The organism is Thermoanaerobacterium sp. R66, assembly GCF_028895185.1.
Classification (GTDB): Bacteria; Bacillota; Thermoanaerobacteria; order Thermoanaerobacterales; family Thermoanaerobacteraceae; genus Thermoanaerobacterium.
Window position 1 is genome coordinate 1,031,230 of the sequence record NZ_JAEUWW010000001.1, and the last position, 25,448, is coordinate 1,056,677.

Here is a 25,448-nt window from a genome sequence, read left to right on the forward strand (position 1 = left end):
AATTTATTACAATAATCAATGTAAATAATATCCAATTATTAGTTTGAAGTTTTATAGTTTTTCATATATAATTCTATTTGATACATTTAGAAAAAATTTTTTCTTGATTTTAAAAAACGGAGGAATACAAATGGAAATAGGAATAGTTGGTCTGCCTAATGTTGGAAAAAGTACAATTTTCAATGCCATAACACAAGCAGGCGCCGAATGTGCAAATTATCCTTTTTGTACGATAGAACCTAATGTAGGAATTGTATCTGTACCCGACAAAAGGCTTAATGAGCTGGCAAAAATCGTAAATCCTCAAAAGATAATACCTGCCACGATAAAATTTGTCGACATAGCAGGTTTAGTAAAGGGCGCCAGTAAAGGCGAAGGGTTAGGCAATAAATTTTTATCACACATAAGAGAAGTCGATGCAATATTAAATGTTGTTAGATGCTTTGATGACAGCAACATAACTCACGTTGAAGGCAGCATTGATCCAATAAGAGACATCGAAATAATAACATTGGAGCTTATACTGGCTGATTTGGAAGTTGTTGAAAAGCGAATTGCAAAGACTTCCAAATATGCTAAAAACGATAAAACTGCTGCATTCGAATTGAATGTGTTGGAAAAAATCAAAAAGACATTAGATGATGGTAAGCCTATACGCACAATGGACTTTGATGATGAGGAATTATCCTTTGTAAATCAACTTATGCTTCTTACATCAAAGCCTGTTATGTATGCAGCCAATATATCAGAAGACGATCTTATATCTAAAAACGAAAATGAATATGTTAAGAAGCTTAAAGAGTTTGCAAAAATTGAGAAATCAGATGTTATTGTAATATCAGCAAAAATAGAAGAAGAACTTTCGTCCCTTTCAGATGAAGAAAAATATGAATTGCTTTCCGAATACGGATTAGAAGAACCTGGATTAAACAATATAATTCGTCATGGATATTCTCTTTTAGGGCTTATTACATTTTTTACAGCAGGGCCAAAAGAAGTCAGAGCCTGGACTATTAAACAAGGTACAAAGGCGCCACAAGCCGCCGGCAAAATACACTCAGATTTTGAAAAGGGCTTTATACGTGCTGAAGTAATATCGTATAAAGATTACGTCGAATCAGGTGGAGAAACTCCAGCAAAAGAGAAGGGATTGATGAGATTAGAAGGAAAAGATTATGTCGTAGAAGATGGAGATATAATAGTATTTAGATTTAACGTATAAAATCCCATAGATTAATATCTATGGGATTTTTCAGCTTTTTACTTTTATCTCATCTATTTCAAGACTGCTGATGAATTGTTCATAATCTAATTCTTTCTCCCCTTTGATGACTTCATCTAAATTCGGCTTTATAATAGGATGTTTCGGAACGAATATGGTGCAGCAGTCTTCATACGGCCTTATAGATATATCGTATGTCCCGATTTTTTTAGAAATTTCAACAATTTCGCTTTTGTCCATTCCAATAAGTGGTCTGAACACTGGCATGTGTGTCACTGCATTTGTACAGTACAAGCTTTCTATGGTTTGGCTGGCAACTTGTCCTAAGCTTTCGCCTGTTATAAGCGCTTTTGCCCCGTACTTAAGGGCAATATTTTCTGCGACTCTCATCATCATCCTTCTCATTATAATAGTAGTCAATTTCGGAGGACATTTGTCGTATATTTCCAGTTGAAAATCTGTAAAATTCACCACATGCAAATATATATCTTGCCCATACTCTGAAAGTTTTTTGCACAAATCAATTACTTTGTCCTTTGCACGCTCCTGTGTATAAGGTGGACTGTGAAAATACACAGCTTCTACTTCTACTCCTCTTTTCATCATCATCCATGCTGCAACAGGGCTATCAATTCCGCCTGATAATAAAACCACAGCTTTTCCATTAGTACCTATGGGCATTCCTCCGATTCCATCTACCGTATCAGAGTATAAATACGCCTTCTCCCTTATTTCCACATTCAAAACTACATCAGGGTTGTGAACATCAACATGAACGTCATCGATGTTTTTAAGTATTTCGCTTCCAATCATTCTGCTTATTTCGATGCTTTCATAAGGAAATGATTTATTAGGTCTCCTAGTCTCCACTTTAAAACTTTTACCTGAATAATGTCGCATAACCTCAATTGCTGAATCGTATATCTCATTAAGGTCCAATTCCACTTTTTTAGCTATTGTTATCCCAACTATTCCAAATACCTTTTTAAGTTTATCAATAGCTTCTTTTGCATTATTGCTTGTTTCTACATATATTCTTCCATGTGTCTTCTCAACTTTAACCCCATCAAAGCTTTTTAAAGCTTCTTTAATATTTCTAACAAGTTTATTTTCGAAAAAAGATCTATTATCGCCTTTTAAAGCTAACTCGCCGTACTTTATAAGAATAACCTCCATTTTTACCTCCTTTTGTATCTCCTTAAGAAATTCACTTTCTCCTTTAAAATTTGAATAGCATAATCTATTTCTTCCTCTGTATTAAATACGCTCAGTGAAAATCTAATTGCACCTTCAATGTATTCGTGATTTAGTCCTATAGCCTTTAATACATGGCTTTCAGTATTTTTGTGAGATGAACAAGCAGAGCCAGTTGACACATATATGCCCTCTTCTTCCAAAGCGTGAAGCAGCACCTCACCTCTTACACCTAAAAAGGATATATTTAATATTTGAGGAGCACCGTCGTCGATGTCAGGACCATTTAAGTGACTATCAGGAATCTCACTTTTTATACCATCGTACAATCTTTTCTTTAATGCTCTAAGTTTACCCTCGTATTCAATAAAATTGTCCTTCATAAATCGACATGCCTCACCAAGTCCCACGATACCTGGCATATTTTCAGTCCCTGACCTTAAATTGGCTTCTTGTCCTCCACCGTACAAAATAGGTTTAATTTTAGTTCCCTTTTTTACGTACAGAGCGCCTATGCCTTTTGGCCCATGCATTTTATGACCGCTTATAGACAAAAGGTCTATGTTAATATTTTTTAAATCAATATTAATTCTCCCTACTGCCTGTACACCATCAACGTGAAAATAAAATTTATCTTTCCTTTGTTTTAATTTAGCAATCTCATCCAATGGTTCTATAGTGCCTATCTCATTGTTGACAGCCATTATAGACATCAAAATCGTCCTGTCATTTATAGCATTTTTTAGTTCATCCAAGTCTACATATCCATGATTATCCACATCAAGATAAGTGACATCAAAACCTTCTTCTTCAAGCTGCTTCATTACGTTCAATACAGATGGATGTTCGATTTTTGTGGTTATTAGATGATTGCCATTTCTTTTCATGCTATGCACAATACCACGTATAGCCAAATTATTTGATTCAGTCCCGCCTGATGTGAAAAATACTTCATGTGATTCACACCCTAATAATTTCGCTACATCTTCTCTGGACTTAGACAATATCTTTTCTGCATTATATCCTTTACGATGTGCCGACGATGGATTGCCATATTCGACTTCCATTGCTTCAACCATTTTTTCAACTACTTCTCTACGAACTTTCGTGGTGGCGCTATTGTCAAGATATACCTCCATACATATCAGTCCTCACATTTTTATGTAATTCAAATATATTATATGTTAATAAGGACATATATTTCAACAAAAATTTAGGGCCCCATAGATGGACCCCTTATTTTTAAAACTCCTAAGCTTCTTTAAACGATGTTTCACTTGACTCATCTTCACCACTGTCAACATGAAACTCGACGTCATCAGTGTCAAATTGGCTGATTCTATCTTTTATGTTTTTATGATAAGATGAATCACCAAATTTGTTAACAGCCAATTTTGCCTGATTTACATTGTTATTTATTACGCCTGCACCGCCTATACATCCTCCAATGCAAGCCATGCCTTCTATAAAATTATTTGGCAATTTGCCAGCTTTCATTATTTTCAATGTCTTGTTACATTCATCAAGTCCATTGCATATTACAGGGTTTACTTCAACATCTGCACCTATTTCTTTAACGGCTTCAACCACAGCCTCTAAGACGCCTCCCGATCTTGCAAACTTTCTTCCAAAAAGCGTAGCATCATCCACTTCCACATCTTGCTGTTCTTTCATGTCTATTTTTGCCGCATCCAACACAGCAACCATTTCTTCAAATGTCATGGCAAAATCCGTTATGCCCTTTACATCATCTCTCATGACTTCCGATTTCTTTGCAGTACATGGACCTATAAATACTGTCACTGCCATAGGATCGTTTTTTTTGATGTATTTTGATATAGCTGTCATTGGAGATACTGTTGTCGATATATTTTGCGATAGCTCAGGATAACTTTTCTTTATGTGTGCCACAAATGCAGGACAGCATGAACTCGTCATGACTTTTATGTCTTTTATTTTATGGCTGAATTCTTTTGCCTCTTCCATAGCTACAAAATCTGCGCCAAGGGCTACTTCAATCACATCAACAAAGCCAAATTCTTTCAAAGCAGATTTTATCTGTCCTACAGTTACATCCTTAAATTGGGATGCTATGGCTGGTGCTACCAATGCATAAACTTTTTTCCCGCTCTTAATCGCCCTTATAATGTCTACAATATAAGACTTATCAGTTATAGCTCCGAATGGACATGCCAATGTACAAGCACCACACGAAGTACATTTTTCGTAATTTATGGCAGCTTTCAATTCTTCATCCATAGTTATGGCTTTTGCTGAACAAGATCTAATACATGGCCTCAAATTGTCAGAAATGGCATTGTATGGGCACACATCTTTGCACCTGCCACATTCTATACACTTGTCGTAATCGATGTTTGCCTTTTTATTTATTATCGTTATAGCTCCTTTTGGACATACTTCTGTACACCTATGAGTAATACACCCTCTACAAGCTTCAGTTACACGATACCTTTTAATAGGACACTCCTCACAGGCAATATCTAAAACTTGAATTATCGGCTCTTCACCGTCGACTGCATGTTTCATAGTACGCTTTAAATTTTTCCCCATTGCAACTTTAGTTCTCTGCTCAATTATAGCCCTTTCCTTATACACGCAGCACCTAAATCTCGGTTTTGTTCCTGGTATTATTTCATAAGGTATTTCGTCGTATTCATCTTCAAGCCTATCTTCAAGCGTCAATTTAGCAACATTATAAAGCACCTCGTACTTCAACATCTGAACATCTGTGTTAAACTTAAACAAGGCAATCCATCCTTTCTAAAAATAATTTACTTCCACATTTTTATTTAATCTCTCTAATAAGCTTATAAGTTCTTCCACAATCCTGACCTTTATTCTAAGATCGGATGGAAAATCGGGATTTTGATGGGCACTGTTCACAGCCTGACCTACTAAAAAATTTACGTCAGTAGCGTAATTTAAAATTTTAAATAATCGAGTTGCAGCATCTTTTTTTGAAAATCTCAACAAATTTGAGTCTTTATCATTCATATATTCTTTGAAAATTTCAACAGTCTTTCTTAAAGTCAATACGCCTTCTGTCACCAGATCAATCCCATCAATATGTGCATAAGGAGGTATATCAGGATCAATATACTCTGTAGATGTAATTACATCTTTATTCAAAATTCTGCTTACAATTTTTGCAGCAGTACCACCACATACTACCTTTAAGCCTTCACTTTTCATGAGTTTTTTAACAACCCATTCATCCATATTCTTTAAAATCGGCGGTCCTACCATTACTGTAACTTTTTTCGATTCGTTAACTTTTATCACTATCGCAGTTGTATCATCGCCTGGCCTATTTTTATACAAATTATTACAGGTTGTTATAAGCTGTGAACAGATATCTGATGCATCGCTGTAAACTTCCAATACTTTTGATAAATATTGCTTAACATTATCCCATTGCCAACCAAGATTTAATATTCCTCCTACGCCTGCATGAATTACTCCATCAGATACAACTATCAGCGCATCATTCAAATCCAATCTGAAACTGCTTTCAAAGATTTTTTTATCACCTATTTCAACACATTTTCTGTCAATCTTCTTATGCACACCATTCTTAAAATAAAACACCGATGGATTGTCATATTCAACTAAATGAGCGTTATTCCCATATATGGAGACAACAGTAAATGTGGAATACGCTATATTCCTTTCTTTGCATATTGGCAATGTCTCAGCCACCGTTTCTACCACATCTTTTAGTTCAGAACCCATATCCAGCATTTTTGACACAATTCGCGTTGTCAAAGTAGATAGAATATTCGCCTTAACACCACTACCAAGGCCATCTGCCATAACCGCCATTGCATAATCTTTCTTTCTTATTATTTGAACACTATCTCCACACAGTTCTTCATCGTATTTATTCAATGACGCATGTGCAATATCGATGTAATGACTCATTCATCATCACCTTGATTTAACAGCATATCTTTCATCTTAGTCAGTATCACTTTTGTCTCCGCAGTTGTTTCTCCTAACAAGCTTGCTATCTCTTGTGCAACCTTCATCTGTCTATCTATCACTTGCTGCGCCAATTGATAGTTTTCCCTTTTGAGCTTTGAGAAGCTCTCCTTTTGTTTTTCCATCTTTGTTATATCTGTGAAAATTCCAATGGCAATTTTATATTCTTCCAAATAATAGATGCTTTCCAACGCTATGATTCCGTAATTTTTAAATGAAACTTTTTTGTTAAAAATGCTTTTCTTATTTTCAATAACCTCTACGAAATCAGATATATCAAAGATCAACGATAAATCTTCACCTTTAACCACGGCTGAATTTACCAAAAACATCTTCTCAAACGCTCTATTCATATCTTGAATTTCATATTCATTATTAACTGCAACTATAGCATTGGGAGTAGAACTTATTATGATATTGGACAGCGTTTCAGCCCTCCCTCTCATGTATGGCAAGCACATATACGGTTCTGCCATTCCATTAAAGACCGCTATGGCTTTTTCCCTACAAGTGTCATAGCCACATGCACCGCAATTCAATTCATCTTCAGGTGAAAACTTGCCAATCTTCGATAGTATCTCTTTTATCTCGGCCTCGCTTGGCATTTTCCATTTATCGCTTAAATCAATAAACTTTCGGCTTAAATCTAAAGAAAAATCGCTAAAATCGCTGAAATCATCGCTAAATCTCTCTTTCATGCGAGAATAGCTTATAACTTCTTCTTTTCTTTTTGCAATACCACTTTCTAACTTTCCAAATGCAGGGCCATTGATGCAACCTCCATCACATGCATTAGCTTCTATCCAATACCCGTGTAGATTGCCAGCTCTTAAATCATTTAAAATATCTTTCACATTTTCTATCGATGATGCAGAGATAAATTTTCTTAAATTCAAATCAACATCCATGCAATCAATGGTTTTACCCTCTATTGGATACAGCTTAAATCGGCTTTCAGAGTCAACATCTTCTAAATGCTCTTCCATGCATTCAATATCTATTTTATTTGTGCTGAACAAATTCATTACTTCTTCAAAAGTCAATACAGCATCTATAGCGCCTTCACAGCTAAAATCGCTCATTTCTGCTTTTTTAGCAAGGCACGGACCTATAAATACGACTTTCACGCTTTCACCGTGTATATTTTTTATAGCCCTTCCAACAGCCACCATCGGCGATACAACTGGCACAAGGCATTTTATAAGATCAGGATAGTATTTTTCAACCAAATAATTTACGGATGGACACGAAGTAGTAATCAAGTTGTCATATTTCAAATCGTTATAATACTTTTCATACTCCTTAGATATAAGCATAGCACCTACTGATGTCTCAACTATCATTTCGGCTCCTAAACTTTTTAAAGCTTTCAAGAATTTTAAAGCACTATTATGCCCAACAAGTGCAGGATACGATGGAGCTACAGTGAAAACAACTTTTTCCCCTCTATTTAAAAATGATTGAACTTTTTCTACATCTGACCTAACTGTCTTCGCATTCTGAGGGCAAACATTTAAACATCTTCCACATGCAATGCATCTGTATTCTATGATTTCAGCTTGTTCATTATTAACTTTTATCGCTTTGACAGGGCAGTACCTAATACATTTATAGCAGTTTCTGCAATTGGCTTCTTTGAAATTAATGACGCTCATTTTAGCTCACCTAAAACATGTTCTTTAAAAAATCTTTCAACGTTATTTGGTTTAATTGATAAACACGTACCGCCATCAATTTTTACAGAAACTGCCCTTAAGCAATTGCCCATGCAAAAATCAGCTTTTAACTCCACTTTGTCCTCAATACCGTAATCTCTAATCATTTCTTTTAATTTGTTTATAACATCGTAGGAACCTTTCAGGTGGCACGAACTACCTACGCAAACAGTAATAACCATAAAAATCACCCGTATACTGTATACAATTATTTTATTACACAAAAGAAAGTGTGTAAACAATAGTTAATTTATTAACAATTGGCGTTAAAAAAATTAAAAATTTAGTCTTCCTCTCTTGATTCTTCAATCATCTTTTTTAATTTTCGTCCTCTTTCATTGACATCCAATGAAATATCTATAGCATCTTCTTCAGCAATATTGCTGGGAAGATATTTTGTTGGAATGCTTATCTTCCTATCGTCATCAAGGACAATTATAGCTACATCATCTTCTATTTTTTCTACAATGCCATGTATTCTCACGTAAAACACCTTCTCTTTATTAATTATACACCCGTCAATTTCCTTTATCAACATTAAGAAGGATTCTTTTATGCCACAAAAGTTTTGCTGCCACACATTTTATTTTAAAAACTTGACAAGCAAATCAACAACACTTTGAAGTTCCTCATAAGTTATCTTACCATCTTCATTTGCGAGAAAACACTGTTCAGCATGTTCATTTATGATTGACAAACCAACTTTCTCCAAAGAAGCTCTTACTGCTGCTATTTGCAGCAAAATATTAGAACATCCTTTGTCTTCTTCCACCATCTTTTCTATTCCAGCTATATGCCCTTTTATGGTTTTTAGTCTTAAAAGTACATCATCTTTTATACTTTTGGTCATAGCGCTCACCTTTCAATTATATTTTATCCTCTTATCTAATTTATCAAAAATTATGCTCATTTCTTTTTTAAAAAGTTCTTTCCAGTCAAACATTTTAGCAAATTTTTTCCCATTTTGTCCGTATATACTCATTTTATCATAATTTTCTATCAAATCTATAGTTTTTTCAACAAAATCAGATACATTGTACTTTATAGTTATACCACACTCATTTTCTTTAATCAATTTTCCTAAATCGCCAATGTCTGTTGCTATGACAGGAAGACCCGACGCCATGTATTCTACAGCTTTAAGTGGAAAAGAATATTTAATAAGCTCTGTTGGAAAAAGCGTACAAAGTCCAAGATCGGCTTTATTAAAGTACATAGGTAAATCGCTATACTTTACTTTTCCCAAAAAATATACAGCATCACTTACTTTGCAGTCTCTCGATAATTTCCTAAGAACATGTTCATATTTCCCTTTCCCAAGTATCATCATCGAAACATCATACTCTCGTCTTAATATAGGAAGGGCTTTTATAGGCATCTCAATACCTGACCAATGTTCTAATGAACCGCTAAATAAAATGACTATTCCTTGATGCTTTTCCTTTTTGCCATTAAACAGTTCATAATTGACACCATTTGGTATGTAGTATGGTGTAATGCCTGTCATGTTTTTTCTCAATTCTATCAAATGTTGATTTACAGAAAATGTAACATCAGAATTTTCAATGCAATATTTCTCCATGTTTTTTGTCCTCTCATAAATGTCCTCATATTCAAAAAATGCAGGAAAATAGTCGATATCTTCGTAAGCCAAAAAGCTTATTCTTCCTGATTTCAGAAGTTCTACGGCAGTCAAACCAGCCCATGGACCTTGTGCAATACATATATCGTATTTCGAAGAATCAAGTTCAACGTATTTTTTATACAAAATCATGGGGCTAAAAAGACTCGCAAACTTAACAGGTATTCCTATATAAGTAATCGTGCCTTCTTGCTTTTTCAATACTCCAAGATCGTCATACCTACAAAATACTGCCGTCAAGTCATATTTGTCTTTCAAGTAATCTATCAAATGATGACTTCTCTGCGGAAGTGAATTTAAAATATCGATAAATGTTATAAATAAAATTTTCATAAAAAATCCTCCTATCATTGTTATGAGAAAAGCCAGCTTATGCTGGCTTTTCATATTTTTAATATGGTGAATATGGGGCTTTCTGCGGAGGAAATATAGGTGGGAATGGTCTCTGCATGAATTCATCACATACATTTGTCGGAAACTCCTCGCACTCAGGTGGTACTGGGCAGAATCCATACGAAGGTATCAATAATTGCACATCCATAGCAGATTTTATGATGATCCATACACCTATGATTACCTCTAATGTTGTTGGTGTTCCAACATTGACTCTTCCAAACAAACACTCCGCAACAGCTTCAAACTTCATGATGGCAATAGTTGGTTCTGGCACATACAATACTATATCCTTATTAAACGTAGTTGTTAGTCCCGTTAATGTTTGAATATCGCCAGATGTGTTTGTAATCACTACATCATATGTTACTTGGAATGTAGCCTGCACTCTTGCAAATCCAGGTCTCTCAGGAATAGGTGTAAGCGTAAATCCTGGAGGTGATACAAGCGTTACAGTCACATTTTCACAGCGTCCAAATGTCGGGTTTGTAATAGTAGGCACAAATGGAACTGGTGGTATGCTGTCTAAACACAATCTCTGTGAGCATGAATCGTATATCTTTGTAACTTCTATGCAAGTTATCTCTGTTGGTTCAGGAAGCTGACCTGGCTCTACTGGACCTGGTCCTACTTCTTGTTCTCCAATCAGCTTTTTAGCAAATGCCATTTTATTTCCCCCTTACGACTAAATTTTTGTTTAATTTGATTTTGCATATTTCTAGTTACAATATACGTAATAACCATAATATTTGTTACAAATAAAGAATATAATTCTAAATGAAAGGAGGCATTTTATGGACAAGGTACTATTAAATTTTAAAGGTAAGGTGTACAAATTTTCATCAAACCGAAATTCTATTTTATTAAATATAGCTGGCGAAAATTCGAACGAAATAAACCTTATAGACAATGCAATAAGCGATTTTGATGTTGGATTAAACTGGGATAAAATTTTAATCACGTATTTTAGCAAAGAACAAAACGTAGTTTTAGCACATTTAAATGATGATAATAAAGTAATCAAAAAGATTTTGTACCATTATAATGACAAATCATTTTTTGCAGATAATTTCAGATTAATAATGTCTGGTGAGACATTACATCTATTTTTTACAGAGCATAATCTATCATCACCCAAGAAATTGATTCTGAAGCATTTTGTACTCAATAAAACTTTCAAAGTTAATGATGTAGCTGTCATTTACAACAACCAAATTAAACCTTTCTACAGCGTAACATCTGATAAATCCGGAGTTCTACATTTAGTCTATATAACAGCCGAAAACACTCAGAAGATTTTTTATACAACGTATTTAAGCGGAACATGGACCTTAAAGACTACAATTTCTGAAGCTATATCGCTGGAATACCCAAATATAGCCATCGATGACAAACGAAATATCCATATATGCTGGGTTGAGGAAAACATAATAAAAGAGCTGAAATACAGAAAAAAAATCGACGGTGGATGGCCAAAAGGTTCGTGGGATAAAAAAATCACTTTGTCATTTTCAGACGCGATTTTGTGGCCTTGCTTTAATATAATAGACACCACTATATGGTGTACATGGATTCAACAAAATGCTTTTTACAGCGTTGTATCATCAGATGGAGGCAATAGTTTCTGCAAGCCTTTTAAATTGGCTGAAAAGCCTTCGTCGTATGAATTTGCAAAAAAAGCGGAAGAATCAGCAGAAAAATTCACGTTTTTAGATGAGAACGGATTAGAGCTTCCTTTTAATAGAGTTAAAGATAGCATATCATATGATAAAGATAATTATTTTACATTTTATATAAAAGAAGTCCAAGAATACTTAAGCACACTATCTAAAAAAATAGAAAACCTTCAAAATGAGAAAGTACATTTAGAGAGAAACCTAAATCAAAAAAGCTATGAAATCGCACTTAAAAACAGAAATATCGAAGAACTTAAGGAAAATTTAAAAAAATATTATGAAGAAAGAATGAAGTTTACTTCAAAAATTGACAATCTTAATTCTGTTTACAACAATGTCCTTTTGGAGAATGAGAAATTAAAAAAGCAGATAAAAGATCTGCAAAATAAAATAATCATATTAAACTCAAAGCTTAATGAAAAAGTAGAAAATGGGACAATAGACAAGATAAAATCAATTATTTTTGGAAAACCTAACGAACACCTATGACAGTATATCCGCTATATGTCTTTTCTACCTCATATATCCCTTTATAAGGGATATTTATTCTTTGTACTATTAATTTTACAATATTTACGTATTCCAGGCCAAATTTTAATGAATGGCTGCAGCTATTCATTATAGAGCGTGGCGTTGGTATAAATTCTACAGGTATATTGTTCTGCCTTAATACCTTGTCACACAGCACTGCATGTTGATAAGAATAAAAGACTAATATCCCATATCTCATCTTTGCACCCCCTACTAACAGTATATTCAACAACGTGACTATTGATAAGATTTCCTACGTGTCCATTAATTACTTAAAGGTTTTTTTCTTTTTTTGTCGAATAATTTAATTAAGGGGTGTGATATTAGTGAAAAAAAATCTAAAGTACTATGCAGCATTTGCAGTAATTTCATTGTCAATGATTGGCTCTTTTAATATTGCAGAAGCTTCGTATTCTTACGGAACATATACAAACAACAATGTTGTCTACAATGTGGCGACAACTTCAAAGTCTACCATACCAAATTACTCTGTATTTAATACAGCCACAGTAAAAATAAATTATTTGCAAACAAATAATACAAACGCTTGGTACAATAACAATTATTGGTGGACTACAATGAATAATAGCACTGCAAATGTAAATCGAACGACAATTAATGCAAAAGAAACTGTCGCATCTACGGCTACATCAGCCAACAATTCATCTTCCAATGCCGCAGGAAGCGCTAAAAATAGCAGCACACAACAAGATTATCAAGGATTATCAGCACAAGAAAAACAGTTGGTGGATCTCATAAATAGTGAAAGAACATCAAGAGGTTTGAGTCCCCTTGCTATCGATGAAACCCTGTCAAAAGTAGCCAGAATTAAAGCTGAAGACATGAGGGACAACAACTATTTTTCTCATACGTCACCTACTTATGGCTCGCCATTTGATATGATGAAAGAATTTGGCATAAGTTACAACGCCGCTGCGGAAAACATAGCACTAAACAGCGATGTCGTAAGTGCCCATTACGCATTGATGAATTCCAGCGGCCATAGAGAAAATATCTTAAACCCTTATTTCAATAAAGTCGGCGTCGGTGTTGTCACAAACAGCACTGGAAATGGCGTAATTGTGGTAGAAATGTTTATAAATCAATAAAAGGCAAACCACCCGTTTTACGGGTGGTTTTAATGTCATTTACTTGCTTAAAAGAAATGATCTATACGCTTTATACCCCATGTACAGGTCAAGTTTTGATGACAATTCATAAGGTGAATGCATACTTAAAAGTGCAATTCCACAGTCAATAACTTCCATACCATAATTTGCTGCGAAAAGTGCGACAGTTCCTCCGCCTCCAATGTCTACTTTTCCAAGCTCTCCTGTCTGCCATACTACATTGTTTTCATTAAATACCTTCCTCACCTTTGCCACAAATTCAGCATTTGCGTCATTTGATCCACTTTTTCCCCTTGAACCTGTGTACTTCGTAAGGCACACGCCATGTCCTATATATGAGCTATTAAGCTTTTCGCTTACGTCAGGATATAACGGATCAAAACCAGCATTTACATCTGCAGATAACAATTCCGCATTCCTCATAGCTGCTCTAAGCTTTATATCAGTGCTGCCTTCCTGCTTTTCTAATATTTCCGCTATAGCATTTTCAAAAAATCTGGACTGCAATCCTGTATTTCCCATGCTTCCTATCTCTTCTTTGTCAGCAAATATAGCTACAGCAGTTTTTTCAGGATTGTCAACATCTAATATAGCCCTAAGCACATCATAAGCGCATATCCTATCGTCTTGCCCATAAGCTCCTATCATGCTTCTGTCAAAGCCTATATCCCTTGGTTTATGCGCTGGCACCAATTCCAACTCAGCACTTATAAAATCTTCTTCCACTATCCCATATTTCTCATTTAAAATCTTCAACAAATTTGGCTTTACAGAAACGTCTTCAGACAAAGGAATATTTCCTATGACTGGGTTCAATGCCTCTCCTGTGACTACGTCAGCAGCTTTTTTCTCCATCTGATCTTTTCCAAGATGCGGCAACAAATCAGTTATGTACAGCACAGGATCTTTTTCATCTTCTCCGACTTTAAAAACTACTTTTTCGCCACTTTCTTTTATGACAACTCCGTGCAGTGCCAATGGTATCGTAACCCACTGGTACTTCTTAATCCCCCCGTAATAATGTGTCTTAAACAATGCAAGACCACTATCTTCGTATAGTGGATTTGGCTTCAAATCAATCCTTGGTGAATCTATATGAGCGGCTGCAGCTTTAAATCCATTGCGAACAGAATCTTTTCCGATAACAGCTAAAATTACCGATTTGCCTTTATTGTTATAGTACACCTTTGTGCCTGGCTTTAAGTTTGTAGCTGTTTCTAAGTTTATAAAGCCATTTTCTTCAGCAACCTTTATTATTCTGTCTGCAACTTCTCTTTCCGTCTTACACTCTCCTATGAATGCTTTGTAATCTTCTGCGTACTCAAATATCTTTTCCTTTTCTTCATCGCTTACTTTAAGCCATCCATTTTTGCTTTTGTATCCAAATCTTTTTTCGATGTCTTTTAATTCGCCACTCTCCATTTAATACGCCTCCTAAACATTTTGGATTACATATTAACTATAAAATATTTTTGGATTAAAAGCAAATTTTATGTATGTATATTGTACATGCTATTGTTTTTTAATAGATATATGGCAGCCTGCGTCCTATCTTTTACATCTAATTTCCTAAATATATTGTACACATGATTTTTTACTGTCTTCTCACTTAAGAAAAGTTTATCTGCTATTTCCTTGTTGCTGTACCCTTCTGCGATTAAATTCAATATTTCAAATTCCCTGTCAGTAAGATCTTTTTTGCATTCATTTTTCTCTAAATTTTCAATTTCTCTTATAAGTGATGGGTGTATGTAAACGCCTCCATTTGATATGATTCTTATAGCTTTTATAAGTTCATCTGAATCAGCATCTTTTAATATGTAACCTTCTACACCAATCTTCAATGCCTCCATAAGATATTCTTTGTCATTGTAGATAGTCAAAAACATTATTTTATTTTTAGGATTATCGTTCTTTATCATCTTTGCTGCTTTAATGCCATTTACATTCGGCATGTTTATATCCATCAAAATTACATCTGGAGAATTATTTTTAGCCAAATTATAGGCTTCTTCTCCATCCGACGCTTGGTAAGACACTTTCATGTCTTCTTCCAATTCAATTATCTGTTTTAGACCTTGACGCAAAAGCACATGGTCATCAGCTATCATAATGTTAATCATTGCACTTATCACCACCTAGCGGAATAGAAATGTAAATTTGAGTCCCCTCATTAGGTGAACTGTTTATCTCAAATTTCCCGTTTAATATCTGAACTCTCTCCCGCATCCCCAACAGCCCAAATTTATTGTCTTGAGATGTCTTTTCAAAGCCTACACCGTCATCTTTTATAATTATGCTTATAAAGCGATCGCCAAACTCTAATCGTATCACAGCATTCCTCGCCTTCGAATGCTTCCGAATGTTTGTCAAGGCTTCCTGAATGACTCTGAAACAGGTTATTTCTATCTCAGGCTTTAATCTTTTATGTTCTGATAAAGTGACAAAATCGACATTTATTCCAGTATCATTTTTAAATTCGTTTATGTACTTTGATACAGCAGGTATTAAGCCTAAATCATCGAGAACAGACGGCCTTAAATCGTAAATAATCTTTCTCACTTCTTTTAGAGATAAGTGTGCTATGTCTTTAAGGTTTTTAAGCTCATCTTTCGCTTTTTCTGTATCTTTGCTTATTAACTTCTCGCACAGCTCCGCTTTTAATATTACATTTGCCATAGACTGCGCAGGACCATCGTGAATCTCCCTGGCGATCCTTTTCCTCTCATCTTCTTGAGCTTCTATTATGCGTATGTTGAGAAGTTGCCTGTCTTTTAGCTCTTCATACTGATTGTGAAGTTTTGTCAAATCGCCTGTCAAGTAATCAAGTGCAACGCCTATCTGTGTAGAAAGTTTTTCTGCTTTTTCTACAATCGCTCTGTACTCAACGAGCTTTCTTTCCAGCTCATTTCTTCTTGTTATAAGGTCTTTTTCTTCCTGCCTCTTTAAAATAAGCGCCACCTGAACCTCCTTAGCTTCTTCATAAGCTTCCTTTATGGCGTCTTCGCTAATGTTGCCAAATCGCTGGCTTACATAAGCCAGTTTTAGCTTGGAGCTTTTCTCTTTTCTTTCAAGTTGTTCTACCTCTTTTATAACCGATCTGACCTTGACTTTTAGCTCGTTTATCTGCTCTTCTAAAAGATGGTACTCATTTCTTGTCCTCTCCAATATTTCCGAAATCTGCTCTTTGCTGCTGCCTATAACTTCTATCGTCTTTTCAACTATGTTGTCAAGCTTTTTATCATATTCAAACTTGGAAGCCATTTTTACACCTCAAAGACAAATTTTATTTATCTAATTCGACAAAAATTTGCTAATTCCTCTATTTTTTTTAAATTTAGACATAAAAAAAAAGACCCGCTAGGGTTCACAAATGGGCTTAGATGGACTTGAACCATCGACCTCACGCTTATCAGGCGTGCGCTCTTACCGCCTGAGCTACAAGCCCATGGTGGAGATGAGGAGATTCGAACTCCTGACCCCCTGCTTGCAAGGCAGGTGCTCTCCCAACTGAGCTACACCCCCGTCAAACAATTATTATTATACCATAATTTCTAATGTTGTCAATTACTTTCTACATTAATTTTCGAATCTCCGCTGGGAACAGGTACAGTGTACTTATTGCCATTGACATCTACAAAGCTTTGAGGCACATCGCCTACGATTATGCTGTCAGCAATAGGCATGTGAGTGGATACCTGTATCTGCTTTGATGCAAGTGGCGCAATTATTTGAATGTTCGTCTTTATGTAAAGATATATTATGTGCCTCGTCTGATTTATCCCTGCTGGTTCAAAGCTTGATTCAAAATCCACATTTACAGAGCCAATTGGAAGAAGCCCTACTTTTATCCTTGGTCCTGTATTTGCAAAAATATCCTTTGATATTAGACTTCCAAGAGGCAGTTTCACGTATACCGATCCTATGCTGTTTAAATTATCTTGAACAGCTTGGGTAATCTTTGCTGATAAAATATTCATCTCTATCGTATTAGCTTGCAACATGGATACTTTTCCGCTATTGTCAGTTCTTACATTTATAAGGTCGCTGTATTGAATGCCTTTTAGGACTTTTTCATTGATGGATTTATTGATAGATTTTACAGCCACTTCCTGAGCTACTGTCTCACTGGCTTTAATAAGCGCAGGTGTCAACCTGTATGCTACAAACATATATAGCAATGATAATATTAATAATGATGACAAAATGTAAACAAAATTTTTGTTTATCCCACGTATTTTTATCCTCCTTCTTCCCCACTTTTTTCTCCTCATATAGAAAAACACCTCCTCTACATTTTATGATAGATGAGGTGTTTTGGTTACTCATTTTTCTTTTAATTCTACGATTGTGACACCGTCTTCTCCCTCGCCATACCTTCCCAGTCTAAACGATTTTACATGCTTGTTCATTTTGAGAAGCCTTGTTATACCGCTTCTTAAAATGCCAGTACCTTTTCCGTGTATGACAGTAACCTGTTTTAGACCTGCAAGGTATGCGTCATCAAGGTATTTGTCGACTTCTATCGAAGCTTCCTCCAATGTCTTTCCTCTCAAGTCAATTGATGTAGAAATATTAGAAGATTTCTCATTAATGTATTTGGCAAAACCTTTCTCCATCTCTTTCTCTTCGCCTGATTCGGTTTCTCTAAGATTGCTAATGTGAACATTCATCTTTAGTATCCCTGCCTGTATCTTTACATTTCCATCTTTATCAGGTTCAGACAAGGCTGTTCCAGTTTGATCAAGAGGAACTATGTAAAAAGTCTGTCCTGGCATGACATTTCTTGGAATCTTTTTGTACTCAGGGATTTCTGATTTCTTGAGATTTTCTTCCATCTCACTTATATTCTCTTTAAGCTTAAGTCGAGCTTCCTCAATAAGTTTATTTTTTCTATCAGACTTTTCCGCCTCTTTAAGCTTAGCAATAATTTCATCAGCAGTTGCTTTTGTATTTTCTAATATCTTTTTCGCCTTTTCTCTGGCTTTTTCTATTATTTTTTCTCTTTCTCGCTCGGTATCTTTTATTTTTTTCTCATACTCTTGTCTTAAACTTTCTACCTGATTTTTTAATGCCTCAATTTCTCTCTTAGCATTTTCTGCTTCTATCCTTTTATTTTCAAGGTCTTTTAATATGTCTTCGAATTTTAATTCTTCACTTGTTATATAATTTTTTGCATTGTCTATGATGTCATCATTTAATCCTAATCGCTTGCTTATCTCAAATGCATTGCTTTTCCCAGGTATTCCTATTGTGAGGCGATAAGTGGGCTTTAACGTCTCTACATCAAATTCCACAGAGGCATTCTCCACACCTTCATTTTGCAGTGCGTACTGCTTAAGCTCACTGTAGTGTGTCGTGGCAATTGTGCGACAATTCATCCTGTGAAGAAAGTCAAGTATGCTCATGGCAAGAGCAGCACCTTCTGTCGGATCGGTGCCAGCTCCTAATTCATCCAGCAAAATCAAGCTATTGCTAGTGACATTATTTAGTATTTTTACTATATTGGTCATGTGAGCTGAAAATGTGCTTAAGCTTTGCTCTATGCTTTGTTCATCTCCAATGTCCACAAATATATTGTCAAAGAAAGCAACATCAGAACCCTCATCAGCAGGGATATTTAGTCCTGACATAGACATAAGCGTCAAAAGCCCTACAGTCTTTAATGTGACAGTCTTTCCACCTGTATTAGGCCCTGTTATGACAAGAGTATTAAAAGATTCACCTAAATGTAGGCTTATAGGTACGACTGCATCTTTTGAGATGAGAGGATGTCTTGCATTTTTTAAATTTACATATCCTTTAGTATTCAATATAGGTTTTGTTGAGTCTGTGCTTATGGAATACTTCGCCTTTGCAAAAATAACATCCAACTCTTTTAATACAACAATATTTTCATGTATCTCATCAACATGTTTTCCTACATCTTCTGTAAGCTCAGCTAAAATCCTTTCGACCTCATGTTGTTCTTTAATCTCAAGCTGTCTTAGATCATTGTTAAGTTCTACAACAGCCATAGGTTCTATGAAAAGCGTAGCACCGCTGGACGATTGATCGTGAATAAGGCCTTTAAATGTTCCTCTGTACTCCTGCTTTACCGGCACCACGTATCTTCCATTTCTTATGGTTATGATGGGATCTTGCAGCTCTTTTGACGAAGACGCAATTATAGAGTTTAATGTATCTCTTATCTTATTGTTTATATGGGCTTTCTGCTTTCTTATCTCTTTTAAGGCAGGCGATGCGTCATCAGCCAGTTCATCTTCAGATATGACAGCTCTATCGATCTTATCGTACAGTTCCTTAATATTCGTAAGCCTCATGTTGTATTCCCTTAAATGTGGAAAATTGCCTTCTTCGTTTTCGTTTCTCAAATACGCTTTAACTTTCCCTGCCAATGATAAAAACCTGGATAGAGATAAAAGCTGTCCCGGGTTCAATGACGACTTTATCTTGGCTTTAGCCAAAATCTCGTCTAACTTTTTAAATGCAAAAGAAATATTGCCGTAAGAACTAATAAAAGATACCGCTTCATTTACTTTTTCAATTTCTTCTAATGCTTTTTCTACATTTTTGTACGGTTTAATGCTTAATGCTAATTCTTTTCCCGGTTCAGAATCGCACAAATTTACAATTTGATTAATTATCTTGTCAAATTCCAAATTTTTAAAATACCTTTCATCCATTACAATACCCCTCTGTAAAAATGTCCTCTTGTATAGTTTTCAACGTGTAAATCGTAAGTTCCAAATTCCAATGAATCTTTGTAAGCTTTTATTACATCTCTTACTTCTTCATCGCTTTCAACTGTATCATTTATCCTTATATAAGATAAACCTGTCTTTTTTAAATCATTCATCTTGTCAACCATGTATAAAACCGATGAGTTTAAAAGCTTTATTTTACAAAAGCCGTCGCTTACAATTTTCATGAGATTGCCCTTTCTGTCCTTCAAAAAATATTTTCCTTCTTCACATCCTTTTTTATCGCATCCTTTTAAATTTTTTATTGGACAGTATTCCATCGTCAAAAGCGGCAACCTTCCATAAGCAATCGCCTCAAATTTCGCATTGCTTCTTAAGGATATGTCTTCTATCTGATGAATGTTAAGCTCTGGTGATAGTGTAATTGTATCTGCTTTGTCAAAAAAATCAACAGCAAGGCTATTTGAAACATTCAAATTAAAATCAACGCAAACATCAAGCCCTAATTTTACTGCAGCATCATACAAACCTAAATTAGTCACAAGGACCTTTTTAAATCCCATTTCTTTTATATTTTTTATCTCTCGCTGAAAGTCATCCAGCTCATCCCTCATTATCTGTGGAAATGCCGGGATTATCTCACATTTATCCATGTAACAAATGATATTTTTCAGCACATCGCCATTTAGCCTGTAATTGAAATAGACTCTATCTGCTCCAAGCGCGCACGCTATTTTCACATGTTCTTCTTTTTCAGTGTAAAATGACAATTTCAAATCACTAATTTTATCATTTATTAATTTATTAAGATTTATGTCAATATTTTTAGGACTTCTATATTTTAATTTTTTTGTAATAAGGTCTTCCACCGCTTCTCTTCTGGTCTCTTTCACCTCACTTAACGGCATAAAGAGACCCTCATCCATGTCTACTTCTATGCTTCTTACAAAGAAAGGCGTATCGTTTATTGACGCCACTTTTTCTATCAATGTGTCTTTGTCAACGGCCTTTTTCAATGCCTTAGTTGAGACAATTTTGCTGTCTTTAGAGACACATATGTCGTTATTTTTAATCATTATATTAAGATGTCTATTTTCTTTCATATTTACAAATACATCAACAGGCGACTTTAACTCATTTGACACAGAAAATAGCCTGTTTAATTTTACATCATACGTTTTGTATAATACGTCACCATAATTTACAGGTATTTTTTTAAGCTCTACAACCTGCCCTTTATGTGCTTCATCCACTTTTTTGCCGTCTACTATAAGAACGTCGACTTTATATCCATGTTCACCAGTTTCTGTTGATATGCCATCTCCAACTGATAGACTGTTTGAAAGCGATACTTTTATTTTTTTGCCATCAATGGATATGACTTTGCCTAATGGAACACCTTTATTTTTTGGATTTACGTAGCTCATGTAATCTGGCTTTTTCTCGTACAGATATCCATTAGAAAAGCCTCTTGTAAATATTCCAGACATCATTTCTTTGTACACGCCTGTGTTGATATTTTCTCCGCTTAAATATGCATCAATGGCTTTTCTGTATGATGCAACGACAGATGCCACGTATTCTTTTTCTTTCATGCGGCCTTCAATCTTAAATGAGTCAATGCCTGACTCTATCATATCCTTTATGTGGTCTATCGTGCATAAATCTGCCATGCTTAATAAATGCATATTGCTGGCAATTGTATTCATCTTGTCATCTAAAAGATCGTATTTCAAGCGACATGGCCCAGCGCATCTGCCTCTATTGCCACTTCTTCCGCCAATTATGCTGCTAAATAAGCATTGACCGGAGTAAGAGACACAAAGAGCTCCATGAACAAATACTTCCACTTCTATGCCAGTCACAGATTTTATCTTTTCAATTTCTTTTAAGCTTAGCTCACGAGGCATCACGACTCTTTTTATCCCTATCTCTTTAGCTGCTTTAATGCTTTCTAAGTTGCTTAAAGTCATCTGCGTACTGGCATGTATGTCCAACTCAGGATAGAAGTTTTTAAGTAGTTTAACAACGCCAAAGTCCTGAACTATTATCGCATCCACATTTAACTGATACAGATAATCGATGTATTTGAGAAGCAAATCAACTTCTTTGTTAAACACGATTGTATTTACAGTCACATAAACTTTTCTATCTCTCAAATGGGCATACTCTACTGCTTCTTTCAATTCATCTTCTTCAAAATTTGCCGCATATGCTCTGGCGCCAAAAAGCTTGCCGCCAATGTATACAGCATCAGCTCCGTAATTTAAAGCAAATTTTAGCGTCTCCAGGTTTCCTGCAGGAGCCAACAATTCTACTCTTTTCATCAAATCACCTTATAAAGATATTTATATACTTAGTCTCTTTATTTTAATAGATTTTAACCAACGTCGTCAAATGTATTTATGTATTCCTCCAACTCTTCTCTTGCTGCTTTTAATTCTTCTTTCAACTTTTCAACTTCTTCTGTTAATTCTTCTATCCTTTCATCATCAGCACTTAACCTTGATTTTAGCGATACAATCTCTTTTTTTAAGGCACTGTTTTCTTCCCTCGAGATAAAAAGCTCATCGGCTATGTTAAGAGCCGATAAAACAAGCACCATCTGATTTGAAAGTCTATTGTAACTGCCAGAAATCCCTGATATTACATCGTTTAAATGTTCTGTCAATCTGAGTATATAATCTTCAGGATAGTCTGTCTTCAATATATACTCGTTGCCATTTATATTTACCGTTATCTTCCTAATTTCCATTAGAACATCCCCTCAAACCAAGCATTATTTTATTTATTTCTACAAATCTTTTCGATTTCCTCCTTTATGAAGAAAAAAAGACCATTTCGGTCTTTTTTTATCTTAATTGCGCTCCAAGCTCCTCATTCAGGCTCTTTACTATTTTGTCATGGACTTTGCCTACTTCATCGTCTGTCAAAGTCTTGTCGTACGATCTGTACCAAATTGAAAATGCCACGCTTTTTTTGCCATCAGGAATATTTTCGCCTTCGTACACATCAAACAATTTAACATCATCTACAAGTTTCCCGCCAGCTTTTCTTATGACACTTTCTATATCTGCCACAAATGTGTTTTTATCTACCAGCACAGCTATATCCCTTTCAACGGCTGGATATTTTGGCAGCGGCTTGTAGATTTTCTCGTCGTTTGCGTGCTTAAACAAAAGTTCAAGGTTTACCTCTGCCACGTAAACCCTCTTATTTATATCGTAGTTTTCTGCAACATCAGGGCTTAATTCGCCAAAGACGCATATCTTTTCATCCCCTACAATGACATCAGCAGATCTTCCTGGATGATATGCAGGGTTTTGACTTCTTGCGTATTTGACATTCTTTATGTTGAGGACGTCTAAAAGTTCTTCAACCACACCCTTAATCGTCAGAAAATCCACATCATGTCCATACATGGCAATTATACCGCTTTTTATCTCTGTCGGAAGTTCTTCTACAGGCAGCGATTTCGGTATAAAGACCCTCGATATTTCAAATGCTTTAAATTCTGGGACTTTTCGGCTGTAATTTGTGTAAACCACGTTTAGCATGAATGGCAAAAGCGTCGTCCTCATGTAAGCCTGATCCTCTCCAAGCGGATTCATTATTTTGACAGCATTCCTTAAATAACTGTCATCAGGCAAATTTATCCTGTCTAAATCCTTCATGCCCATAAATGACGTTGTTATGACTTCATTTAATCCGAATGACAAAAATACATCCTTTACGGTATCTTCCAGCTTCTGTTCTCTTGTCTTAACACCTGCTGTAATCTGAGTTCCTTTTAATAGGGTATCTTCTATGTTGTTGTAGCCGTACATTCTCCCGATTTCTTCCGCAATATCTGCCTCACCGTCAATATCACTTCTAAATGCTGGCACCTTCACTATCAAATTTTCTCCATCGCAGATGGCGCCAAAATCCAAAAATGAAAGTATTTCCTTCATTTCTTGGCAAGACAGATTTGTTCCTAAAAGCTTGTTTATTCTTTCATATCGCACACTTAGGACTTTCTCAGTTACAGGTTTTGGATATACGTCTACAAGCCCTTCTAATATCTCTCCGCCGCTTAATTCAGCCATAAGCTGTGCTGCTCTATTGCATGCCAAAACCGTAATCTCTGGATCAAGCCCCTTTTCAAACCTTGACGATGCTTCACTTCTAAGGCCAAGTTTTCTCGATGTATACCGTATATTGCTGCCTTTAAAATTGGCACTTTCTATCAATATGTTTACTGTGTCATCCGTTATTTCAGTATTTTGACCACCCATAACCCCAGCTAACCCTATAGCCTTTTCCTCATCTGCGATTACAAGCATATCGCTATCCAGAATCCTCTCTTTGTCATCGAGAGTTGTAAGCTTTTCGCCTTCTTTTGCCCTTCTTACAATTATATGCCCGTTTTTGACTTTGTCTAAGTCAAAGGCATGTAGCGGCTGTCCCAATTCCATCATAACGTAATTTGTCACGTCAACTATGTTGTTTATGGGTCTTATACCAGCTTTCAACAGCCTCATTTGCATCCACATAGGCGATGGGCCTATTTTTGCATTCCTTATGACTCTGGCAACGTACCTAAAGCACAAATCATCTGCTTCGATTGTTACAGTAGCTGGATTTTTGTCGTCAACTTCTCTTATTTTAACTTCAGGCATCCTGTAGCTTTTTCTGTACGTAGCTGCAGCCTCCCTCGCAATTCCAACTACTGAAAGGCAGTCAGGCCTATTTGGCGTTATTTCAAATTCTATCACATCGTCCAGTTCAAGAGCATCTCTTACATCGTCTCCTAAAGGAAGCTCAGGAAGAATAAATATGCCGTTTCTCTGGTACTCCGGAAGCAAGCTTTCGTCTAATCCCAATTCTTTGGCAGAGCACATCATTCCATTTGATTCAACACCTCTTAGTTTACCTCTTTTTATCTTTACGCCGCCAGGCAGTGTTGAACCATGCAGTGCGACGGGAATATAATCACCAACCTTGATATTTTGAGCGCCTGTCACTATCTGCAATTTTTCTTCCCCTACATCTACGATTCCTATTTGAAGCTTTAAAGCATCAGGATGTTTTTCTAAAGATACAATCTTTCCTATCACTACATTTTTTATCTCTTGCCCGTAACTTTTTATAGTCTCCACCTTTGAACCTGACATCGTAAGATCGTCAGCCAATTTTTTTGCATCAACAGACAAATCTACGTAGTCTTTTAACCATGAATACGATATTAGCATGTCTT

At 35.6% G+C, this 25,448-nt stretch carries 22 protein-coding genes and 2 tRNA genes; 3 read left to right on the plus strand and 21 right to left on the minus strand.

What is annotated here, in order from left to right:
- The first annotated feature begins 130 nt into the window (after window positions 1-130).
- On the plus strand, window positions 131-1,222 hold the full coding sequence (gene ychF, locus JJQ93_RS05150; RefSeq protein ID WP_284700587.1) for a redox-regulated ATPase YchF: 1,092 nt from the start codon (window positions 131-133) through the stop codon (window positions 1,220-1,222).
- Between the two features lie 30 nt (window positions 1,223-1,252).
- Here the strand turns inward: ychF and thiI are convergent, their stop codons facing one another.
- The 10 genes from thiI to JJQ93_RS05200 form a co-directional block, all read right to left on the minus strand.
- Window positions 1,253-2,398 carry a tRNA uracil 4-sulfurtransferase ThiI gene (gene thiI, locus JJQ93_RS05155; protein ID WP_045409967.1) on the minus strand — a complete coding sequence of 382 codons (1,146 nt, stop codon included), beginning with the start codon at window positions 2,396-2,398 and terminating at the stop codon, window positions 1,253-1,255.
- A 2-nt stretch (window positions 2,399-2,400) separates the two neighbouring features.
- Window positions 2,401-3,555: a cysteine desulfurase family protein gene (locus tag JJQ93_RS05160; RefSeq protein ID WP_045409964.1), complete on the minus strand. Its 1,155-nt coding sequence runs from the start codon at window positions 3,553-3,555 to the stop codon at window positions 2,401-2,403.
- A 112-nt stretch (window positions 3,556-3,667) separates the two neighbouring features.
- Complete coding sequence (locus JJQ93_RS05165; RefSeq protein ID WP_274892947.1) at window positions 3,668-5,182, minus strand: 4Fe-4S dicluster domain-containing protein; 1,515 nt, start codon at window positions 5,180-5,182, stop codon at window positions 3,668-3,670.
- Between the two features lie 15 nt (window positions 5,183-5,197).
- Entirely contained in the window at window positions 5,198-6,358 is a 1,161-nt protein-coding gene (locus JJQ93_RS05170; protein ID WP_045409961.1) for a SpoIIE family protein phosphatase, read from the minus strand.
- A complete protein-coding gene (locus JJQ93_RS05175; RefSeq protein WP_274892949.1) occupies window positions 6,355-8,073 on the minus strand; it encodes a [Fe-Fe] hydrogenase large subunit C-terminal domain-containing protein in 1,719 nt (572 codons plus the stop codon). Before JJQ93_RS05175 ends, JJQ93_RS05170 begins: the two co-directional genes overlap by 4 nt.
- A complete protein-coding gene (locus JJQ93_RS05180) occupies window positions 8,070-8,315 on the minus strand; it encodes a (2Fe-2S) ferredoxin domain-containing protein (protein WP_045409955.1) in 246 nt (81 codons plus the stop codon). Before JJQ93_RS05180 ends, JJQ93_RS05175 begins: the two co-directional genes overlap by 4 nt.
- Before the next feature lie 101 nt (window positions 8,316-8,416).
- Window positions 8,417-8,668, minus strand: a complete 252-nt coding sequence (locus tag JJQ93_RS05185; RefSeq protein WP_274892950.1) for a DUF3006 family protein — start codon at window positions 8,666-8,668, stop codon at window positions 8,417-8,419.
- A 48-nt stretch (window positions 8,669-8,716) separates the two neighbouring features.
- Window positions 8,717-8,983: a metal-sensitive transcriptional regulator gene (locus JJQ93_RS05190; protein WP_013787818.1), complete on the minus strand. Its 267-nt coding sequence runs from the start codon at window positions 8,981-8,983 to the stop codon at window positions 8,717-8,719.
- Between the two features lie 12 nt (window positions 8,984-8,995).
- Window positions 8,996-10,108, minus strand: a complete 1,113-nt coding sequence (locus JJQ93_RS05195) for a glycosyltransferase family 4 protein (RefSeq protein ID WP_274892951.1) — start codon at window positions 10,106-10,108, stop codon at window positions 8,996-8,998.
- A gap of 58 nt (window positions 10,109-10,166) precedes the next feature.
- Complete coding sequence (locus JJQ93_RS05200) at window positions 10,167-10,835, minus strand: hypothetical protein (RefSeq protein WP_013787816.1); 669 nt, start codon at window positions 10,833-10,835, stop codon at window positions 10,167-10,169.
- Between the two features lie 127 nt (window positions 10,836-10,962).
- Here JJQ93_RS05200 and JJQ93_RS05205 point away from each other — a divergent pair, with 127 nt between their 5' ends.
- Entirely contained in the window at window positions 10,963-12,333 is a 1,371-nt protein-coding gene (locus tag JJQ93_RS05205) for a hypothetical protein (RefSeq protein ID WP_274892953.1), read from the plus strand.
- On the opposite strand, the gene JJQ93_RS05210 is transcribed toward JJQ93_RS05205, so the two are convergent.
- Window positions 12,317-12,574, minus strand: a complete 258-nt coding sequence (locus tag JJQ93_RS05210) for a putative Se/S carrier protein (protein ID WP_085112188.1) — start codon at window positions 12,572-12,574, stop codon at window positions 12,317-12,319. The genes JJQ93_RS05205 and JJQ93_RS05210 overlap by 17 nt on opposite strands.
- A gap of 127 nt (window positions 12,575-12,701) precedes the next feature.
- Between JJQ93_RS05210 and JJQ93_RS05215 the strand changes: the two genes are divergently transcribed.
- Complete coding sequence (locus JJQ93_RS05215; protein ID WP_274892954.1) at window positions 12,702-13,484, plus strand: CAP domain-containing protein; 783 nt, start codon at window positions 12,702-12,704, stop codon at window positions 13,482-13,484.
- A 39-nt stretch (window positions 13,485-13,523) separates the two neighbouring features.
- On the opposite strand, the gene JJQ93_RS05220 is transcribed toward JJQ93_RS05215, so the two are convergent.
- From JJQ93_RS05220 to pheT, 10 genes are all read right to left on the minus strand, one after another.
- Window positions 13,524-14,927: an aminopeptidase gene (locus JJQ93_RS05220; RefSeq protein WP_274892955.1), complete on the minus strand. Its 1,404-nt coding sequence runs from the start codon at window positions 14,925-14,927 to the stop codon at window positions 13,524-13,526.
- A 68-nt stretch (window positions 14,928-14,995) separates the two neighbouring features.
- Window positions 14,996-15,628 carry a response regulator gene (locus tag JJQ93_RS05225; RefSeq protein WP_014759032.1) on the minus strand — a complete coding sequence of 211 codons (633 nt, stop codon included), beginning with the start codon at window positions 15,626-15,628 and terminating at the stop codon, window positions 14,996-14,998.
- Window positions 15,621-16,769 (minus strand): sensor histidine kinase, encoded by a 1,149-nt coding sequence (locus JJQ93_RS05230; protein ID WP_274892956.1) that lies wholly within the window; start codon window positions 16,767-16,769, stop codon window positions 15,621-15,623. Before JJQ93_RS05230 ends, JJQ93_RS05225 begins: the two co-directional genes overlap by 8 nt.
- Window positions 16,770-16,879: 110 nt before the next feature.
- A tRNA-Ile gene (locus JJQ93_RS05235) sits at window positions 16,880-16,953 on the minus strand.
- A 1-nt stretch (window position 16,954) separates the two neighbouring features.
- Window positions 16,955-17,030: transfer RNA gene (locus JJQ93_RS05240), tRNA-Ala, on the minus strand.
- Between the two features lie 38 nt (window positions 17,031-17,068).
- Entirely contained in the window at window positions 17,069-17,779 is a 711-nt protein-coding gene (gene yunB, locus JJQ93_RS05245) for a sporulation protein YunB (protein ID WP_274892957.1), read from the minus strand.
- Window positions 17,780-17,830: 51 nt separating this feature from the next.
- On the minus strand, window positions 17,831-20,191 hold the full coding sequence (locus JJQ93_RS05250; protein WP_274892958.1) for an endonuclease MutS2: 2,361 nt from the start codon (window positions 20,189-20,191) through the stop codon (window positions 17,831-17,833).
- Window positions 20,191-22,536, minus strand: a complete 2,346-nt coding sequence (locus JJQ93_RS05255; protein ID WP_274892959.1) for a U32 family peptidase — start codon at window positions 22,534-22,536, stop codon at window positions 20,191-20,193. The genes JJQ93_RS05250 and JJQ93_RS05255 overlap by 1 nt, the downstream gene beginning before the upstream one ends.
- 53 nt (window positions 22,537-22,589) lie before the next feature.
- Window positions 22,590-22,964 carry a cell division protein ZapA gene (locus JJQ93_RS05260; RefSeq protein ID WP_085112195.1) on the minus strand — a complete coding sequence of 125 codons (375 nt, stop codon included), beginning with the start codon at window positions 22,962-22,964 and terminating at the stop codon, window positions 22,590-22,592.
- Between the two features lie 97 nt (window positions 22,965-23,061).
- On the minus strand, window positions 23,062-25,443 hold the full coding sequence (pheT, locus tag JJQ93_RS05265; RefSeq protein WP_274892960.1) for a phenylalanine--tRNA ligase subunit beta: 2,382 nt from the start codon (window positions 25,441-25,443) through the stop codon (window positions 23,062-23,064).
- Between the last annotated feature and the right edge of the window lie 5 nt (window positions 25,444-25,448).

Coding starts and splice junctions, on each gene's coding strand:
- ychF (WP_284700587.1), top strand. CDS start 131: ATGGAAATAGGAATAGTTGGTCTGCCTAATGTTGGAAAAAGTACAATT.
- thiI (WP_045409967.1), bottom strand. CDS start 2,398: ATGGAGGTTATTCTTATAAAGTACGGCGAGTTAGCTTTAAAAGGCGAT.
- JJQ93_RS05160 (WP_045409964.1), bottom strand. CDS start 3,555: ATGGAGGTATATCTTGACAATAGCGCCACCACGAAAGTTCGTAGAGAA.
- JJQ93_RS05170 (WP_045409961.1), bottom strand. CDS start 6,358: ATGAGTCATTACATCGATATTGCACATGCGTCATTGAATAAATACGAT.
- JJQ93_RS05175 (WP_274892949.1), bottom strand. CDS start 8,073: ATGAGCGTCATTAATTTCAAAGAAGCCAATTGCAGAAACTGCTATAAA.
- JJQ93_RS05180 (WP_045409955.1), bottom strand. CDS start 8,315: ATGGTTATTACTGTTTGCGTAGGTAGTTCGTGCCACCTGAAAGGTTCC.
- JJQ93_RS05190 (WP_013787818.1), bottom strand. CDS start 8,983: ATGACCAAAAGTATAAAAGATGATGTACTTTTAAGACTAAAAACCATA.
- JJQ93_RS05195 (WP_274892951.1), bottom strand. CDS start 10,108: ATGAAAATTTTATTTATAACATTTATCGATATTTTAAATTCACTTCCG.
- JJQ93_RS05200 (WP_013787816.1), bottom strand. CDS start 10,835: ATGGCATTTGCTAAAAAGCTGATTGGAGAACAAGAAGTAGGACCAGGT.
- JJQ93_RS05205 (WP_274892953.1), top strand. CDS start 10,963: ATGGACAAGGTACTATTAAATTTTAAAGGTAAGGTGTACAAATTTTCA.
- JJQ93_RS05210 (WP_085112188.1), bottom strand. CDS start 12,574: ATGAGATATGGGATATTAGTCTTTTATTCTTATCAACATGCAGTGCTG.
- JJQ93_RS05220 (WP_274892955.1), bottom strand. CDS start 14,927: ATGGAGAGTGGCGAATTAAAAGACATCGAAAAAAGATTTGGATACAAA.
- JJQ93_RS05225 (WP_014759032.1), bottom strand. CDS start 15,628: ATGATTAACATTATGATAGCTGATGACCATGTGCTTTTGCGTCAAGGT.
- JJQ93_RS05230 (WP_274892956.1), bottom strand. CDS start 16,769: ATGGCTTCCAAGTTTGAATATGATAAAAAGCTTGACAACATAGTTGAA.
- yunB (WP_274892957.1), bottom strand. CDS start 17,779: ATGAGGAGAAAAAAGTGGGGAAGAAGGAGGATAAAAATACGTGGGATA.
- JJQ93_RS05250 (WP_274892958.1), bottom strand. CDS start 20,191: ATGGATGAAAGGTATTTTAAAAATTTGGAATTTGACAAGATAATTAAT.
- JJQ93_RS05255 (WP_274892959.1), bottom strand. CDS start 22,536: ATGAAAAGAGTAGAATTGTTGGCTCCTGCAGGAAACCTGGAGACGCTA.
- JJQ93_RS05260 (WP_085112195.1), bottom strand. CDS start 22,964: ATGGAAATTAGGAAGATAACGGTAAATATAAATGGCAACGAGTATATA.
- pheT (WP_274892960.1), bottom strand. CDS start 25,443: ATGCTAATATCGTATTCATGGTTAAAAGACTACGTAGATTTGTCTGTT.